General features: G+C 48.2%; 16 protein-coding genes. 15 read left to right on the plus strand and 1 reads right to left on the minus strand.

Going from position 1 to position 16,743, the window contains the following annotated elements:
- The first annotated feature begins 12 nt into the window (after window positions 1-12).
- The 9 genes from WA922_RS05000 (at window position 13) to WA922_RS05040 (ending at window position 10,614) form a co-directional block, all read left to right on the plus strand.
- Window positions 13-1,488, plus strand: coding sequence for an O-antigen translocase (locus tag WA922_RS05000; protein ID WP_424770572.1), 1,476 nt, complete (start codon window positions 13-15; stop codon window positions 1,486-1,488).
- On the plus strand, window positions 1,481-2,503 hold the full coding sequence (locus tag WA922_RS05005; protein WP_424770573.1) for a glycosyltransferase: 1,023 nt from the start codon (window positions 1,481-1,483) through the stop codon (window positions 2,501-2,503). The genes WA922_RS05000 and WA922_RS05005 overlap by 8 nt, the downstream gene beginning before the upstream one ends.
- 75 nt (window positions 2,504-2,578) lie before the next feature.
- Window positions 2,579-3,136, plus strand: a complete 558-nt coding sequence (locus WA922_RS05010; protein ID WP_424770574.1) for an acyltransferase — start codon at window positions 2,579-2,581, stop codon at window positions 3,134-3,136.
- A complete protein-coding gene (locus WA922_RS05015) occupies window positions 3,133-4,263 on the plus strand; it encodes a glycosyltransferase (protein ID WP_424770575.1) in 1,131 nt (376 codons plus the stop codon). The genes WA922_RS05010 and WA922_RS05015 overlap by 4 nt, the downstream gene beginning before the upstream one ends.
- 174 nt (window positions 4,264-4,437) lie before the next feature.
- Complete coding sequence (locus tag WA922_RS05020; protein WP_424770576.1) at window positions 4,438-5,229, plus strand: FkbM family methyltransferase; 792 nt, start codon at window positions 4,438-4,440, stop codon at window positions 5,227-5,229.
- The gene (locus WA922_RS05025; protein ID WP_424770577.1) at window positions 5,226-6,320 is read left to right on the plus strand and encodes a glycosyltransferase; all 1,095 of its coding nucleotides are present in this window, start codon (window positions 5,226-5,228) and stop codon (window positions 6,318-6,320) included. Before WA922_RS05020 ends, WA922_RS05025 begins: the two co-directional genes overlap by 4 nt.
- Window positions 6,317-7,435, plus strand: coding sequence for a glycosyltransferase family 4 protein (locus WA922_RS05030; RefSeq protein ID WP_424770578.1), 1,119 nt, complete (start codon window positions 6,317-6,319; stop codon window positions 7,433-7,435). The genes WA922_RS05025 and WA922_RS05030 overlap by 4 nt, the downstream gene beginning before the upstream one ends.
- Before the next feature lie 104 nt (window positions 7,436-7,539).
- Complete coding sequence (asnB, locus tag WA922_RS05035) at window positions 7,540-9,540, plus strand: asparagine synthase (glutamine-hydrolyzing) (protein ID WP_424770579.1); 2,001 nt, start codon at window positions 7,540-7,542, stop codon at window positions 9,538-9,540.
- Window positions 9,541-9,588: 48 nt separating this feature from the next.
- Entirely contained in the window at window positions 9,589-10,614 is a 1,026-nt protein-coding gene (locus tag WA922_RS05040) for an EpsG family protein (protein WP_424770720.1), read from the plus strand.
- A 96-nt stretch (window positions 10,615-10,710) separates the two neighbouring features.
- Here the strand turns inward: WA922_RS05040 and WA922_RS05045 are convergent, their stop codons facing one another.
- The gene (locus tag WA922_RS05045) at window positions 10,711-11,337 is read right to left on the minus strand and encodes an IS5 family transposase (RefSeq protein ID WP_424770580.1); all 627 of its coding nucleotides are present in this window, start codon (window positions 11,335-11,337) and stop codon (window positions 10,711-10,713) included.
- Between WA922_RS05045 and WA922_RS05050 the strand changes: the two genes are divergently transcribed.
- The 6 genes from WA922_RS05050 (at window position 11,245) to rfbA (ending at window position 16,734) form a co-directional block, all read left to right on the plus strand.
- Window positions 11,245-12,398, plus strand: a protein-coding gene (locus WA922_RS05050) for an IS3 family transposase (RefSeq protein WP_424770581.1) whose coding sequence is annotated in 2 segments (ribosomal slippage) — window positions 11,245-11,497 and window positions 11,497-12,398 — 1,155 coding nt in all. Because the reading frame shifts where the segments join, the coding sequence is not laid out codon by codon here. The two genes, WA922_RS05045 and WA922_RS05050, sit on opposite strands and share 93 nt — an antisense overlap.
- 334 nt (window positions 12,399-12,732) lie before the next feature.
- Window positions 12,733-13,359 carry a methyltransferase domain-containing protein gene (locus WA922_RS05055; RefSeq protein ID WP_424770582.1) on the plus strand — a complete coding sequence of 209 codons (627 nt, stop codon included), beginning with the start codon at window positions 12,733-12,735 and terminating at the stop codon, window positions 13,357-13,359.
- Between the two features lie 54 nt (window positions 13,360-13,413).
- Window positions 13,414-13,962, plus strand: a complete 549-nt coding sequence (gene rfbC / locus WA922_RS05060; protein WP_424770583.1) for a dTDP-4-dehydrorhamnose 3,5-epimerase — start codon at window positions 13,414-13,416, stop codon at window positions 13,960-13,962.
- An 8-nt stretch (window positions 13,963-13,970) separates the two neighbouring features.
- Window positions 13,971-15,008, plus strand: coding sequence for a dTDP-glucose 4,6-dehydratase (rfbB, locus tag WA922_RS05065; RefSeq protein WP_424770584.1), 1,038 nt, complete (start codon window positions 13,971-13,973; stop codon window positions 15,006-15,008).
- Window positions 15,005-15,859, plus strand: a complete 855-nt coding sequence (rfbD, locus tag WA922_RS05070) for a dTDP-4-dehydrorhamnose reductase (RefSeq protein WP_424770585.1) — start codon at window positions 15,005-15,007, stop codon at window positions 15,857-15,859. Before rfbB ends, rfbD begins: the two co-directional genes overlap by 4 nt.
- Window positions 15,856-16,734: a glucose-1-phosphate thymidylyltransferase RfbA gene (gene rfbA, locus WA922_RS05075; RefSeq protein WP_424770586.1), complete on the plus strand. Its 879-nt coding sequence runs from the start codon at window positions 15,856-15,858 to the stop codon at window positions 16,732-16,734. Before rfbD ends, rfbA begins: the two co-directional genes overlap by 4 nt.
- Window positions 16,735-16,743 lie beyond the last annotated feature (9 nt).

Raw genomic sequence — 16,743 nt, forward strand, 5'->3', positions numbered from 1 at the left:
TTGGTCCGCTCTATGGTGGTTATAGGTTCTGCACAGGCTGTAAATATTCTGATTTCAATAGTCAGAATGAAAGTGCTGTCAATCTTACTCGGCCCCAGCGGTGTCGGCCTATTAAGTGTTTACAGCAATTTTCAAATTACTGTGCAACAGGCGTCTGGGATCGGCATGAGCTCCAGTGGTGTTCGTGAAATTGCAGCTTCGCGTGGAGAACCAGTAGCTCTGAGCCGGGTGCGCCGGGTTTTATTTGCCGCCCACCTTGTGCAAGGCGGGCTGGCAATGGTCGTTGTTTGGCTGCTGCAGAACGAGATTGCTTCACTGTTGTTTGGCAGCACGGCACACGCAACAGAAGTCGGGCTCATAGGGGTTGCAGTTCTTTTTGCGCTATTGAGTACTGCGCAAACTGCCTTGTTACAGGGCATGCGTCGTATAGCGGACCTTGGCCAAATAACCGTTATTGCGGCCTTTCTTGGCACAATAGCGGGACTTGGCGCGGTGTGGCTCAAAGGCGAAGCTGGTTTGATTGTTTTTGTCATAGTGCAACCTTTGTCTACGGCCCTGATTGCACTGCGGTACACTCGACGTCTGGCCAAACCAATAAACCTCAAGTTGTCGCTCGTGGAAATATGGGAAACTTGGAAACCGCTGGCTTCGCTAGGCTCTGCCTTCATGCTGGGCGGGTTGGCTACAACTGTTACACTTCTGCTGGTTCTTGGCAGGATCACACAAGAACTTGGCCTAGACTCCGCCGGACACTTTGCTGCAGCTTGGGGTATTTCGATGACATATGTTGGCTTGCTTTTAGCCGCGATGGGTGCAGATTATTATCCTAGACTAACCGAAGCTATCACAAACCGGGCTGCGGCTGTTGATCTTATGAACGATCAGGCCCAATTGGCACTAGCCATAGGGGGGCCAATTTTGCTGCTACTGATCGGCTTGGCACCCATCGCTATTGCTCTATTGTATTCTGCAGAATTCGAGCCTTCCGTTAACTTACTGCAATGGCAGACTGTCGGTAATGTATTCAAACTTGCAAGCTGGCCGCTTGGCTTTGCTATCGCTGCCTCTGCTAGAGGTAAGACTTTTTTAGCCATACAGCTAAATTTTAATATCCTGTTTCTTTTGATGCTTTGGCCCACTCTTGAAACGTTCGGTATACAAGTAGCAGGCCCAGCGTTCACCCTCGCATATTTCCTGCACTTCTTACTGGTTGTTTTTCTGGTTCGTAACATTCATGGCTTTTGTTGGCAGTCTCTGTCCCTCGGCCTGCTGGGTTTGCATGCTACTCTTTCCATATTATTACTTTCTCTCGCGCTAACAGCGCCATTTGCGGCAGCCTTGGCATCGCCGATTTTTGCTGGAATCACGGGGCTTTTCGGCCTACGCGTCGTTCTAACCAAAGTGGGCACTGAAGGGCGGCTAGCTTCTAGGCTTTCGGGTCTGTACACTCTCATCGGTTGGCCGATACAGAATATACACAATGACTAACTCTAACCTTAAGCCTCCGCTTGTAACATTTGCCCTCTTCACATACAATCAGGAGGATTATGTGCGTGAAGCAATAGCGGGTGCTTTTGCTCAGACGTACCAACCGTTAGAAATCGTTCTTTCTGACGATTGCTCAACCGACGAAACATACGAAATTATGAAGGAAATGGCCGAGAAATATACCGGCCCGCATAAGGTGGCTATCCGCCAGAACAGCGTCAATGCAGGCACGCTGCGTCATGTGCAACAGGCTGTGGAGGCAAGTTCAGGTGAATTGATAGTCATAGCAGCCGGGGATGATGTTTCGCGCCCAAATCGCGTCGCAAGACTTTATGAAACTTGGAGCCAGTGCGACAGCTGGGCTGTATTTTCAGACTTCGCCGAAATCGATGATCAAGGTAAAATCACTGCTTATCACAAGCAAAATGACTGCATTGCAGCTCCAGGATATAGATTAAGATCTTATATGAATGGCCCGGTCAACGAGCGAAGCATCGTTCATGGCGCCACCTCTGCGTATGACAGATCGCTTTTCCAGTTTCTTGAGCTATCAGATGATGCCTATATCCTTTCAGAAGACGGAGCCTTGAGTTTACTTTTACATATTTTGAACAAGGATGTGTCGTACATACGAGAGCCACTCGTGGAATATAGAGTGCACGATAGGTCTCTAACCAATTCGAAAATAGGCCGCAATTCGTGGTCAGACCTGGTTGACGCGGAGACGAAAATAGCCAAGCACGCACTGTCGCAATCTCACAGGTGTTCATTCATTCTTGAAGCCAACCGTCGCTTTTCTAAAGGGGACGAAAAGCGCGTTGACGAGCACAAGGTATTCCAAGACTATAAAAGGCAACAACTATTAGCTAGTTGGTGGGACATTCGTCCGTCCCAACGCCTAAAAGGCATTATCAAGCACAAAGTCATGTTTGAAAAATGGGCGCTTCCGCGAATTCTGCCGATGAAAATCTTTCTATCTTTCAAATACGTATCCGAAATTTTTCGGCGGTATTAGTTCGCGATTCTCTAGATTATCAGTTTTGAAAAATAGGTGCCTCCTCCAGCCTGTCTAGTTGAAAGAAAGAGCGATATGAAAATTTGGTCTGGTTTGCCATTTAAAATCGTAAGACTTTTTAGAACTTTGCGTAGCAGGTTAAAAATTCACGAGCTTCGTCTACGTGGGGTCGACATAGCCGATGGCGCGTTTGTTCATCATAGTGCTGTATTAGAACCATCTGGCGGTACAATTACTATTGGCGAAGGCACTTATATCGATAGCGGGGTCATCCTACGTCCGCTTGGTGGCCTGATTAAAATTGGCAAGAACTGTTCCATAAATGCGTATTCTGTTCTTTATGGCGGCGGCGGCCTAGAAATTGGTGATAATACCCGAATAGCAGCACATACCGTTATCATCCCTTCAAACCATATTTTTGCAGACCGCGATATACCCATTAAAGATCAAGGGCTTAGCCAAATAGGTATAGTTGTTGAAAACGATGTTTGGGTCGGTGCTGGTACCAGAATCCTAGACGGTGTGACAGTTAATACCGGCGCCGTTATTGGGGCGGGATCGGTGGTAACAAAATCAATCTCAAGCAACACAGTGGTCGTCGGTGTCCCTGCAAAGCAAATTGCATTTCGATGAAAATTAACAGGCAAAAAGCGATTAGGGCGTTACTGATCACTCCACAACTCAAAGCCCAAGGCGGTCGCGAGCAGCTGTCTGACTTATTAATGAATAGCTTACGCCGAGTGGTAGGTGGCCAGTTGGAGGTTTATCGCCTGCCTCATCCTGATACGCGAATACCGATAACAGAACGTATAATGGGGCGGATAGACGGCATCACTTCTCGCGTAGAAAGAGAGTTGCTTACCCATCTTTCTAATTCATCCTACGATTGCGTTTTGATTGAAGGGTCCAACCTAGGTCGGCTGGCGCAGACATTAAAAAAAGCAAAAATCACTATCCCAATCGTAACGTTTTATCATAATGTTGAAGCTCGATTTTTTTGGGATGGATTTCGCGCCAATCCATCGCTGCGTTCTATAGGTGTTTTGGCCGCAAACATAGTTTCAGAATTCAAGGCGTCTAAATATTCTGATCGCCGCGTCATGTTGACAAATCGTGATTCTCAATTGTTGGAAAAAATATATTGGAGAAAAGGCACAGACATTTTACCGATGGCTTTGCGTGATCAACTCACATTAGCGACAGAAAAAACCGGACGCCCCTACCGAGAACCATATGCTCTTTTTGTCGGAGGTGCATTTTATGCAAATGTTGAGGGCATGGCATGGTACGCTCGCAAAATTGCTCCGCATGCGCAAATACCGACAGTAGTAATCGGCCGCGGTATGGGCGCGCACAAATCCAGACTAGAGCAATGGGGCGGAGTGCATGTCATTGGCGCCGTTGATGATCTAGAGGCGTGGTACTCTCATGCGCAAACCGTAGTAGCGCCAATTCTCTCTGGCTCCGGTATGAAAACAAAAACGGCAGAAGCCCTGATGCACGGCAAGCCTGTGATAGGTACTCCAGAGGCTTTTGTGGGCTATAATCTCAGCGATAATGTTAATCTGAAGGTTTGCCAGAAACCTGCAGAATTCTTAGACGCATTGAAGCTTGCCGCTGCAGACTCCACAATGTTCAACGAAGAATTGCGGGCTTTATACGAGGGGAATCACTCGGAAAAGGCGATGCAAGAACGCCTTGCTGTGATTTTGGAGCACGTTACTCGAGACAGCGTTTATCGTAACTCCGAGGCTCGCTAGGGATGCGGCAAACTATATCGTGCGTTCAAGTTGGGAAAACAGGCAAACCTTTGCCCACCAGAAAACGAAATTCATGTCCTGTTGCGCATTATATCATTACATTATAACGCAATCTTCCTTTGCCCGAGGTGATCGCATTCAAGCCCCAACGGCTGAACAAGGGTACGAATCGTAATGAAATATTTGTTAAGATCATTGGTACCAGCTTCCATGCAGGTTCCGGTTAAATACATGATAAACAAGTGGAGAAAGCAACTCGAGCCTGAAATGGAATTGCTGCCTTTTTTGGCTAAACCAGGAGAGAGGGCTCTCGATATCGGTGGAAATCGAGGGCTATATACGTACGCTCTTTGGCGGCTCGGATCGAAGGTAGATGTCTTCGAACCTAATCCTGAATGTTCGAAAGTCCTAACTGCGTGGGCCTCAAACAAAAAAACCGTGGTTGTTCATACAGTCGGGCTATCAAATGAGACAGGCGAAGCAGAACTTCACATTCCTTTAGACAAGTTTGGTAACGCGCACGATGCTTCTGCATCCTTGAACCGATCGGTTTCCGCGACGACACGCGATGAGCGCATTGTACTATCTACGTTGGATAGCTTCGCTTTTGATATGGTGAGCGTCGTAAAAATTGATGTAGAAGGACACGAATATAATGCGCTAATGGGAGGGAAGCGATTGTTTCAATCCCAACGCCCAAGTTTAATAGTGGAAATTGAGCAAAGGCACAATACCGAATCAATAAGCAATATTTTCTGCCTGATAAAATCATGGGGATATTGCGGTTACTTCTTGAGGGCAGGAAAGCTTGTTGATTTAGAGCTATTTGATTTGCACAAAGATCAAAATTTAGAGAATCTTGCTAAAAATATTGGAAGTTACATAAATAATTTCTTGTTTCTACATACAACCCGATTGGAGCAGGGCTCATACACAGATCTTATTTCCAAATGGGGTCCTAAATGAAAATATTAGTTATAACCCCTCTGTTCGCAATAGCTGGGGTACCATTGGCTCAAGTGCGCTTCGCCAACGCCTTGCAAACAAGAGGGCATACAGTCGAATTGGTAATTGGACATGTGCATGCAGATCATGAATTTACGCCGCCAAAAAATTTGAAGGTCACAATTTGGAACAAACCTAACGTACAGGGTATGTTTTGGCCACTGGTTCAATATTTGCGCCGAGAGAAGCCAGACGTCGTCTTCTCTGCGGAAGACCATCTGAACATCGTGGCGCTTATGGCAGCCATTGTAAGTCGGTCTAAAGCCAAGTTTAGCGGCTCTTGCAGAGTTACGCCCTTTGATACCTATTCGGACAAGCTATTTAGCAAGGGCTGGTTGTTGAAACAACTCGCTAGGTTTGTAATGAAGCGCGCTGATGCTTTAACGTGTGTTTCCAAAGATATGGTTGCGCAGTACCAACGCGTGTTTTCATCACCGCCCCATCAATGTGTTTATAATATCGTGGATGATACGCAATCGCGTACAAAAATGCGCGAGAGCTGCGACCATCCTTGGTTGCAAGAGGGACGTACAACCCCTGTCGCAGTAGCCGCCGGCCGTTTGGCCACATGGAAGGGGTTTGCCGGTGCGATCGAAGCCATTCATCTGGTTAATAAACGTCGGCAAATCAGATTGCTTATATTGGGCGACGGCCCATTACGCTCAGATCTTCAGGAAATGATAGAAAGCCTCGGTCTAGCTAATATCATAGAATTGTCAGGTTATGTTCAAAACCCACTTAAATATTTCACGAAGGCCGACATCTTTCTCCTATCCTCGTTGGTGGAAGGTATGCCTAATGTCTTAGTAGAGGCAATGATGTGCGGCTGTACACCAGTGGCTGCTGACTGCCCCACAGGGCCGCGCGAATTACTACAGGGTGGAAGATTCGGATACCTTGTACCAGTCAAAGATGCCGCGGCCATGGCCGAGGCAATCGAAGCTGCATTAGACAAACCCATATCGAAAGAAAATCTAGATTTGGCTGTGGCGCCGTTCAAAGAGGAGCTCGTTCTTGATCGACACTTTGAAATTTTAGGCGTCCCGGGATGAAAGTGGCCCTCAATGCTACCAGCCTTAATGATCGACCTTCTGGTGCTCGGCATCGCTTCGTCGGTATCTACGGGCCTTTGTTTAAGCATCTCAAAGATGTGGAATTCATTATATATGAGCCTAAGGACTGTAGCGTCGTCGACTGGTTCCCAGATCAGCCCAACATTTCAAACCGGAAAACGCCTATTCCAAGCTTTGGGAGAACGGGAAAATTTCTGGCTGGCATAAATTATTGGCCACGTGCGTTATCCAAAGAAAAGTTCGACATATTCGAAGCTATGCATCTGCCCCTTACACGGCCGCCTGCAGGAAAAACTATACTCACCATTCACGATATACGAGGATTAAACAAACAAAATAATTTTACCAACCGCGCTTTGTTTGCCGCCGTTTTGAAAGACGCTTTGAAGCGCGCCGATCACATTGTCACTGTTTCTCATACTATGCGTTCAGAAATTTTAAAATTTCATGCCGCAGCTTCTGTATCTGTAATTTACAATGGCATTGACAAGGCTGCGATGGCCAACGTGGCCAAAGGGCGAATAGATAAGTTTCGTACTCGATACGGTTTAGCGCAAGAGTATATCCTCGCCGTTGGACATTTCGAGCCGCGAAAAAATTATCCTCGCCTGATCGAGGCTATGTCTCTATTGAAGCAGCGCGGGACTGATTGCCCCCTCGTGATTATCGGTAATGATAGCGGAGAAGCATCGGCATTGAAGCGGTTGATCGTAGGACTGGGTCTAGATCAGCAAGTTACCTTACTGACAGGCCTATCTGATGATGACGTCCGTTGCGCCTATCTAAATTGTAAACTATTCGTATTTCCATCATTTTATGAAGGGTTTGGTATCCCAATCCTGGAAGCAATGGCTGCTAGAAAACCAATGGTACTCAGTGATGTAGCTATATTTCGGGAGATCACACAAAATCGCAGTATTTATTTTAATCAATATTGTGTTGAATCAATGGCGGATGCCATTGAAATTGGAATATGTTCTGAGGAGGCCGTTGCCAATATGGTCGAATATGGTGACCAACGCTTAGAAGATTTTAAATTTACGCGGCAAGCAGAAAAGTTGGCGCAACTATACAAGGCCCAGTCATCACAATGAGATATGCTCGGACCACAATGAGGTCCCTATGCTTATAGGTATTACTTTGTGCACCAAAACCTTAGGTTGGATGCAGCCAGACAGCTTTGGATGTCTTTGGCTCAATGCAGACCGGGCAAATTGATATGTGCGGAATTTGTGGATTGCTCCGCCCTGCCTTAAACCGTGATTTGAAGGGCGCCGTCACCCAGATGGCAGATGCCTTACATCACAGGGGGCCGGATGAGTGCGGTATTTGGGCAGACCGTGAAAATGGCATCGCCCTTGGCCATCGCAGATTGTCTGTTCAGGATTTGACTGCTGCCGGTTCGCAGCCCATGACATCGGCCTGTGGGCGCTATGTTATGGCGTTCAACGGCGAGATATATAATCATCTGACTTTGCGCTCAGAACTGCATGCTACAGGATTTACATCGGCTTGGCGCGGTGAGTCGGATACGGAAACACTTCTAGCAAGCATTGCGCAATTAGGAATCAAAAGAGCTTTAAAACGGGCCTACGGTATGTTCAGCCTGGCTGTCTGGGATACAGAACGCCGCCAGCTCCACTTGGCGCGTGATAGGATGGGAGAGAAACCGCTTTACTTGGCCCGGATAGATCAAGGTTGGGCCTTCGGATCAGAATTAAAGGCATTGCTGTCTGCCCCTGATTTTAACGCACGCCTTTGCTGTGATGCAATCACCTCGTATCTTGCATACGGCTATGTTCCTGACACGCAGTGCATATTTGAGGGCGTCGAAAAAGTGCCCCCTGGTTATATTACCACCTTGTCGTTGACTGGCGATACGTATGCTTCCGAGCCCTTCGATACTTTTAACGATCTACTTAACAGCGGCCTTGCATCTAGAAAGCACAATGCTCGAGACCCTGTAGATTTTGTCGAAGCGACTCTTACCCACGTTGTGAAAGAGCAGATGTTAAGCGATGTGCCGCTTGGGAGCTTTCTATCTGGCGGAGTGGATTCATCGTTAATCACAGCTCTTATGCAGAGCCATAGCGCGCAGCCTGTGCGAACATTCGCAATTGGTTTCAAAGAACAACGCTTCAATGAGGCTCAATATGCTGCTATTGTCGCAAAGCACCTTAAGACAGAACATGCTGAATTTATTCTTTCTGAAAACGATGCGTTAAACGTAATCACGAACCTTCCAAATATTTATGACGAACCTTTTGCAGATTCTTCACAAATTCCAACAGCTTTATTATGCCGAGAGGCACGTAAAGAGGTTACCGTAGCGTTGACTGGAGATGGTGGTGATGAAGTGTTTGGAGGCTATAATCGACATGTAATTGGCCCTAAGCTTTTATCTCGTTTGCAACGTATCCCGCGCAGCCTGCGCCGCTTTACAGGGAAGGCAGTATTATTCTGCGCCCCGGCCGTGGGTCGGGAGCGCGGACTGTTACGTCAATTTATGTCTAAGATGCACATGCCCGTAACATTGTTAGATACAGCAGTGAAATTAGCGCCCAAATTAGACCAAATTGATGCGTTGTCGAAACTTTATGAGCATTTTACTCAAAGCGCTTACAGCTCAGAACTTTTGCTTCAAGAGACCACAACACAACTGCCTCTTGCAAAGTCATTTGACGTTGAAGGTGCGGAATGGATGATGGCTATGGACAGCGTCACATATCTAAGGGGCGATATACTGGTTAAAGTAGACCGGGCGGCAATGGCTGCTTCACTAGAAACACGGGCGCCTTTTCTTGATCCCAGAGTCATCAGTGCGGCTTGGAGTTTGCCACTCGAGCTTAAAATCTCAGATGGCAAAGGAAAACAAGTGTTGCGTTCCTTACTTGATAGGCATGTTCCAAGAGACTTAATAGATCGTCCAAAGCAAGGTTTTGCAATTCCTATAGATCGCTGGCTACGCCAAGACTTATATCATTGGGCCGAAGCTTTGATATCAAACGATGATTTGATCGGATTTGTTAAACTCGACTCTGTTTTCGTGCACAAACTGTGGACGCAGCACCAGCAACGCGCGGCTAATAACGGCACAATACTTTGGACCATTCTAATGCTCTTGGATTGGATTCAGCATTATCGCGGGCACCTTACAGGTTTACCCATTACAACGATGCAACGTGTTGATAGCGTGTAACTGATGCTACCGTATTGGGCCTTTTTCGCTGTGCTCGCTATGATAGCTATGGTGTCTGATTCTCGGATTGACTTGCGAAGAGATGGGACACACGCGCTGCAAATTGATGCCGTATGGATTTTCGTAATCTTGTCACTGACCATTATAATCGGCTTTCGATATGAAGTAGGCGGCGATTGGGCCAATTATTATCAGTACCTTGCAAGCGCGGCCAATCTAGATTTTTCTGATCTATTGACTTTAGAAGACCCTGGGTATTGGGCGTTGAACATTCTTTCGAACAAGCTTGGATTTGGCATAACCGGAGTCAATGTTTTTGGCGCCCTGCTATTTTCTACGGGGCTAGTAGTCTTTTGCAGAAGTCTACCGCGAGCTTGGCTGGCGTTGGCCTGCGCAATGCCTTACCTCGTGACTGTAGTTGCAATGGGTTACACTCGGCAAGCAATAGCTTTAGGCTTTGTGATGATTGGTCTCGTCATGCTATCCCGCACAAACTTCAAAGCTTTTGTAGTTTGGGTCCTGTTGGGAGCATTGTTTCATAAATCGGCTGTTTTGATGATACCGATTGCAGCGTTGACGATTTCGACGAATCGCTGGTTTACTTTTTTGCTTGTCGGGGTTGTAACATTTTTAAGTTATTCAGTTCTGTTAGAAAGCAGCGTCGATCGTTTCATACAATTCTATTCCGATGAAGTTATGCAATCTTCAGGGGCCTTGATTAGACTAGCAATGAACCTTACGCCTGCAGTGCTTTTTCTAGTGTATCGCAAGAGAATTATATGTGCAGAGCAAGAAAAAAGAATTTGGACATTATTTGCTCTAATGGCGATCTTTATGTTTTTCGTATTTTTTCCGACCAGTCTTAGTACGGCCCTTGATAGAATGGCTCTTTATTTAATTCCCTTGCAATTGTTTGTTTTTGCACATTTACCGGATGCATTGGGCGGTTACAAAAGAAGAAACCAAGTTATTGTAGTAGCAATTCTAATATATTACGCTGCCGTCATGTTTACTTGGTTAAATTTTGCGTCACATTCGAGATATTGGGTCCCTTACAACGTCGGGATAATCTAAACGGTATTTGCGCTCAGCGGTAATATCTGAGTACTGCGGCGCAATTGAGGAATATGGCGTAGGTTTTAACGAGTTTTTTGTAATTAGGCTCAGAATTTATTGATCGAGCCAGAAGATGACGGTTGCGGCGATGCAGATGGCGGACATGAAGGTGTGTGCGCAGCGGTCGTAGCGGGTGTGGATGCGGCGCCAGTGCTTTAATCTGCCGAACATGTTCTCAATCTTGTGGCGCTGGCGATAGAGGACTTTGTCATGCGGGATGTGGACTTTACGATTGGCCTTTGACGGGATGCAGGCGGCGATCTTGCGGCTGGCCAGTGCTTCCCGAAACCAGTCAGCATCATACGTTTTGTCACCGAGCAAGGCCTTGACCTTGGGAAAGGCGCCGATCATCAGCGCCGCGCCTTTGAAGTCGCTCATCTGGCCTTCGCTCAGCAACATGATCAGGGGGGCGTCCATAGCCATCACAGACCGCGTGAAGCTTGGAGTTAAGGCCGCCTTTGGTGCGCCCGATACGTCTGGGAACAGCCCCTTTTTTAACAGGCTGGCCGCCGTGCGGTGCGCCTTGACGTGCTCCCCTGAAATGTGACCGTTTTTTGGTAGAGTCTGACACAGAGGAGTCAGACGAGAATGAAACGAAGCCGTTTTAGTGAAGAGCAGATCATTGCAATTTTGAAGGAGCAGGAGGCAGGGATGCCGACCGCTGATGTGTGCCGCAAGCACGGGATCAGCTCAGCGACGTTCTACAAATATAAATCGAAGTTTGGCGGTCTGGAGGTGTCGGATGCGCGGCGTCTGCCGACGCTGGAGCAGGAGAACGCACGGCTGAAGAGGCTGCTGGCGGACCAGATGCTGGACAATGCTGTGCTCAAGGATTTGACATCAAAAAAATGGTGACGCCCGGTGCAAAGAGAGACGCCGTTGCTCATGCCCGCGAACAGCATGGTCTGAGCGAGCTCCGGGCGTGCAGGTTGGTTGGCGTAAGCCGCCGAGTGATACGGTATGAGCCCACAGGATCTGACGACAAGGAACTACGTCAGAGACTGCGCGAGCTAGCCAGTGAGCGCAGGCGGTTCGGCTATCGCCGCCTGGGCTATTTGCTGGCACGTGAAGGGCTCACACCCAATCACAAGAAGCTGTTGCGCATCTACCGCGAGGAAGGCTTGATGGTTCGCAAGCGTGGTGGTCGCAAGCGAGCGCTGGGGACCCGCAGACCCCTGACACTGCCTGATGGGGTAAACCAGCGATGGTCTTTGGACTTCGTCTCTGACAGCCTTGTATGCGGCAGACGGTTCCGCATGCTGTGCGTGATCGATGACTACACGCGAGAGTGTCTTGCCCTTGTGGCGGATACATCGCTGTCGGGTGGCAGCAGGGTTGCGCGTGAGCTGGATCATCTGATCGCCTTGCGCGGTAAGCCGCGCACAGTGGTCAGCGATAATGGAACAGAGCTTACCTCATCAGCCATCCTGCGCTGGTCGCAGGAGCGGCGGGTTGAGTGGCATTATATCGCCCCTGGCAGACCGATGCAGAACGGCTTCGTGGAGAGCTTTAATGGCCGCCTGCGTGATGAATGCCTCAACGAGACCCTGTTCACCTCGCTGTCGCATGCTCGAAGCGTGCTCACGGCATGGAAGGAAGACTATAATACTGTGAGACCACACTCGAAACTGGGCGGCAAGACACCCGCCGAGATCGCCGGCAAAGCTGTATGGGGGCATGCCCCCACACAGCTTGCCATCCCATCAAACATCAATAATGAAAGAAAAAGACTCTACCTCTGAATGGTAACAATCGGGGGAGCACGTCATGTCGTATTTATGATTAGCACATCGGTTGCGCATGCTTGCTTCAACACCAATGTCAACGCTAATGCATCCTGACACTAGCAAATTGGCTAATTCGTTGTAATGCTGTGATGTGCTTGTGAGGCTGATACGATTCCAATTATGGTATAGCTCAGCGACAAGCGGGTGGCGCGCGTCCAAGCGCAACTCTCAAGGGAGGTAGCAACGCTCGAGGTCATCATGCTTTAAACTGAAAAGAGGTCCATCGTCCATAAAATTCATTAAATGCTACGTCAAAAAATTTTGACGTTCAATCAAAAGACATTACAATATGATAAGTTTTTTAATATCCAAAGCAAAACAGAAATATCCGCCGCTTTTTTTGGCAGTCCAGCTCTTTCGAAATAGAGTGGGTTCCACTAATGAAACTTTAGAAGAAATTCACCTGAAATACAGAAATCCTCAAAATCAATCTGACGTAGCGCTGGACCTCGGCTGCGGGAAAGCACCTAGAAACCTATTTCACGCAAAAACCGTTTATGGAGCGGACTTGCAAGAAGATATAGCATCGAATGTTTTAGAGGTTAATTTGGGATATCAAAGGTTACCTTTTGAGGATGCGAGCATAGACTATATCACCGCATACGATCTACTTGAGCACATTCCTAGACACTCCGAAAGTCGCGAAAATGGCAGAGCACCGTTTATATTTTTAATGAATGAAATATGGCGCATTTTACGTTACGACGGTGTGTTTCTTTCGGTTACGCCGATATATCCCTATATGGCGGCTTTTCAAGATCCGACCCACAATAATATTATTACCTCTGATACATTTGAACTTTATTTTTGTCGGGAAAAATATGCGATCGCCAACCACTATGGTATAAAAACTAACTTTACAATGCTATATAAAAAAATGCAAGGTCAGCACCTAGTTGCTGCTTTAAAAAAATGAATTTGTGTCTGTTTTAAAAAGCCTTTTCTATTTGTTAAGTGCGTAAGATTATTTATGGATGTTAAAGCAACTTATTTAAATGACATCAAGATCATTGCCGCCGATAAATTTCATGACGATCGAGGTTGGTTTTCCGAGTCTTGGAGTGCTGCGGCTTATGCGGACCAGGAGCTGGGGTTTGATTGGGTGCAAGACAACCATTCTTTCTCTGCAGAAAGAGGTACCTTGCGCGGGCTGCATTATCAGAATCCGCCTCATGCGCAGGATAAGCTGGTTCGCTGCACCCGTGGTTCGATTTGGGATGTTGCCGTTGATTTTCGCAAGAAATCCCCGACTTTCATGAAGCATGTCACGGTTGTTTTGTCAGCCGAGAACGGGCGTCAATTACTTGTTCCAAAAGGTTTTTTGCATGGGTTTTTAACGTTGACCTCGAATTGCGAGGTACAATATAAATGTAGTGATTATTACGCGCCTGATTGTGATGCAACAATCAGATGGAATGATCCCGACCTTGCCATTGACTGGCCGATAGACTTTGAGCCGAATTTATCTGAGAAAGACTCAATCGCCCCTTTTGTGACTGATACCTCTTCACCTTTCTAGGAAATTTCATGCGTATTCTCATCACTGGCGGCGCTGGTTTTATCGGATCGGCTGTTGTCCGTGCGGCAATTGCAGCGGGCCATGAAGTGATCAATATTGACGCACTCACCTATGCTGCCAATCTGGAAAACGTCGCATCTGTTGCCACCGATCCTGCCTATGTCTTCGAAAAGGCGGATATCCGAGATCGCGCAGAATTGGAAAGGATCTTTGCCGCGCACGCACCCGATGCAGTCATGCATTTGGCTGCAGAAAGCCATGTGGACCGGTCGATTGACGGACCCGGCGATTTCATTGCGACCAATATCACCGGAACGTTCAACATGCTGGAGGCGGCACGCGGATATTGGATGGATCAAGGCAAACCGGCAGATTTCCGGTTTCATCATGTCTCTACCGATGAAGTCTATGGAAGCCTAGGGGCATCGGGTTTGTTTACCGAAGATATGCCGTACGATCCCAGATCGCCTTATTCGGCATCGAAAGCATCCTCCGATCATCTTGTCCGCGCATGGCATGAAACTTACGGCCTGCCGGTCATAATCACTAATTGCTCCAATAATTACGGACCGTTCCATTTCCCGGAAAAGCTGGTTCCGGTGATCATCATCAATGCCCTGCATGGCGCGCCCATTCCTGTATACGGAAAAGGCGAGAACGTTCGCGATTGGCTTTATGTTGACGACCATGCAGGTGCTTTGCTGGCGGTCATCTCGCGCGGCGAAAACGGCAGAACCTATAATATTGGTGGCAATAATGAACGCCGGAATATCGATCTGGTGATGACCATTTGCGAACTGCTCGACAGGTTACGCCCCGGCGATACCCCGTATTCAGAATTGATTGAATTTGTTACCGATCGTCCTGGTCACGATATGCGTTACGCAATTGACGCAAGCCGGATTGAACGAGAATTAGGCTGGAAACCCTCAGTCTCGGTCGAGGAAGGTCTGCGGAAAACGGTGGAATGGTACCTCACCAACGAAGCCTGGTGGCGCCCCTTATGGGAGGCTGGCGCCGGTAAGCGGGCAGGGAGAAAAGCATGAATCTTCTGGTGTTCGGAAAAACAGGTCAAGTTGCTGCCGAACTTGCCAAAGCTGTGCCACGCGGGTGGGTCGCGCAATTTCTGGACCGCAGCGAAGCGGACCTGGAACATCCTGAAGAATGTGCGGCACAGATTAACAATATTCACCCGGACATTATCATCAATGCCGCTGCCTATACCGCCGTCGATAAAGCGGAAGACGAGGAGCCGCGCGCCCATGTTATCAATGCATTAGCACCGGCGGCTATGGCGTCTGCGGCTGGCCAGATCGGTGTACCTTTTGTTCATATATCGACCGATTATGTTTTTGACGGATCTGGAAATACTGCCTTTCTGCCCTGCGACGCGGTCAATCCGCTCGGGGCGTATGGTCGTACAAAACTGGCAGGCGAGCAGGCCGTTATGAGAAGCGTGGCACAGTGGTTAATCATTAGGACCAGTTGGGTTTTTAGCGGGCATGGCAGCAACTTTGTCCGGACCATGTTACACTTGGGAGCAAAGCGTGACGCGATCAACGTGGTTAATGACCAATTTGGCGGCCCCACTCCGGCGAGCGCAATTGCACGCTGCCTGATCACATGCGCCCAGCATATGCGGGACAGGCCCGTTGGCGGCATACATCACTTTGCTGGTCAACCGGCGGTTAGCTGGGCAGGCTTTGCTGAAGCCATCATGGATGAATCTGAGCTCGATTGCGGCATAGACGCCATTCCTTCCAGCGGCTATCCGACGCCTGCAAAGCGCCCGGCCAATTCACGGCTGGACTGCACATCATTAGAACAAGAGTTCGGCATCAGCGCCCCTGACTGGAGAGCCGAGCTTCCGCATGTTATCAAGGAGCTAAGGCAGTGAGTCAGCGCAAAGGCATTATTCTGGCCGGCGGGTCAGGCACACGCCTTTGGCCAATAACAATTTCGGTCTCCAAACAATTACTGCCTATTTATGATAAGCCGATGATCTATTATCCGCTTTCAGTTCTGATGCTTGCAGGGATTCGTGAAATTGCAATCATCACAACCCCTGAAGATCGGGAGCAATTTCAGCGTGCTTTGGGTGACGGCAGTCAATGGGGTTTGCAATTTCAATATATTGTGCAGGCCTCTCCTGATGGCCTAGCCCAAGCTTATCTTTTGACCGAAGACTTTCTTGATCGCGCACCTTCCGCAATGGTACTGGGCGACAATATCTTTTACGGACATGGTCTGCCTGACATTCTTTCATCCGCCAGTAAGCAAACTCAAGGCGGAACCGTATTCGGTTACCATGTAGCCGATCCGGAGAGATATGGTGTAGTAGCATTCGACGAGAGCGGCGCGGCGAAGCAGCTGATTGAGAAGCCGCAAATCCCGCCATCCAATTACGCCGTTACCGGCCTGTATTTCCTTGATGGCAGAGCCAGCGAATTGGCCAAACGCGTTAAACCATCGCCCCGGGGCGAGCTGGAGATAACAGAGCTTCTTCAGCTCTATCTGGACGATAAATCCCTGCAGGTGGAAACCCTTGGGCGTGGCTTCGCGTGGCTCGACACTGGAACGCATGGGTCCCTGCTGGATGCCGGGAATTTCGTACGTACTTTGAGTGAGCGACAAAGCTACCAAGTCGGTTCCCCCGATGAAATCGCATTCCAGATGGGATGGATTGGGCGTGATGGTCTGCAAATCAGAGCTGATGCGTTCAGAAAAAATGATTACGGGCAATATCTACAGGCACTGGCTGATAATAGCTAAAGCGCGCTG

The sequence above is a fragment of the Pontixanthobacter sp. genome (assembly GCF_049682855.1).
Classification (GTDB): domain Bacteria; phylum Pseudomonadota; class Alphaproteobacteria; order Sphingomonadales; family Sphingomonadaceae; genus Pontixanthobacter.

Coding starts and splice junctions, on each gene's coding strand:
- WA922_RS05055 (WP_424770582.1), top strand. CDS start 12,733: ATGATAAGTTTTTTAATATCCAAAGCAAAACAGAAATATCCGCCGCTT.
- WA922_RS05040 (WP_424770720.1), top strand. CDS start 9,589: ATGGTGTCTGATTCTCGGATTGACTTGCGAAGAGATGGGACACACGCG.
- WA922_RS05025 (WP_424770577.1), top strand. CDS start 5,226: ATGAAAATATTAGTTATAACCCCTCTGTTCGCAATAGCTGGGGTACCA.
- WA922_RS05020 (WP_424770576.1), top strand. CDS start 4,438: ATGAAATATTTGTTAAGATCATTGGTACCAGCTTCCATGCAGGTTCCG.
- WA922_RS05010 (WP_424770574.1), top strand. CDS start 2,579: ATGAAAATTTGGTCTGGTTTGCCATTTAAAATCGTAAGACTTTTTAGA.
- rfbC (WP_424770583.1), top strand. CDS start 13,414: ATGGATGTTAAAGCAACTTATTTAAATGACATCAAGATCATTGCCGCC.
- rfbB (WP_424770584.1), top strand. CDS start 13,971: ATGCGTATTCTCATCACTGGCGGCGCTGGTTTTATCGGATCGGCTGTT.
- rfbD (WP_424770585.1), top strand. CDS start 15,005: ATGAATCTTCTGGTGTTCGGAAAAACAGGTCAAGTTGCTGCCGAACTT.
- asnB (WP_424770579.1), top strand. CDS start 7,540: ATGCAGACCGGGCAAATTGATATGTGCGGAATTTGTGGATTGCTCCGC.
- WA922_RS05000 (WP_424770572.1), top strand. CDS start 13: ATGGTGGTTATAGGTTCTGCACAGGCTGTAAATATTCTGATTTCAATA.
- WA922_RS05005 (WP_424770573.1), top strand. CDS start 1,481: ATGACTAACTCTAACCTTAAGCCTCCGCTTGTAACATTTGCCCTCTTC.
- WA922_RS05015 (WP_424770575.1), top strand. CDS start 3,133: ATGAAAATTAACAGGCAAAAAGCGATTAGGGCGTTACTGATCACTCCA.
- WA922_RS05030 (WP_424770578.1), top strand. CDS start 6,317: ATGAAAGTGGCCCTCAATGCTACCAGCCTTAATGATCGACCTTCTGGT.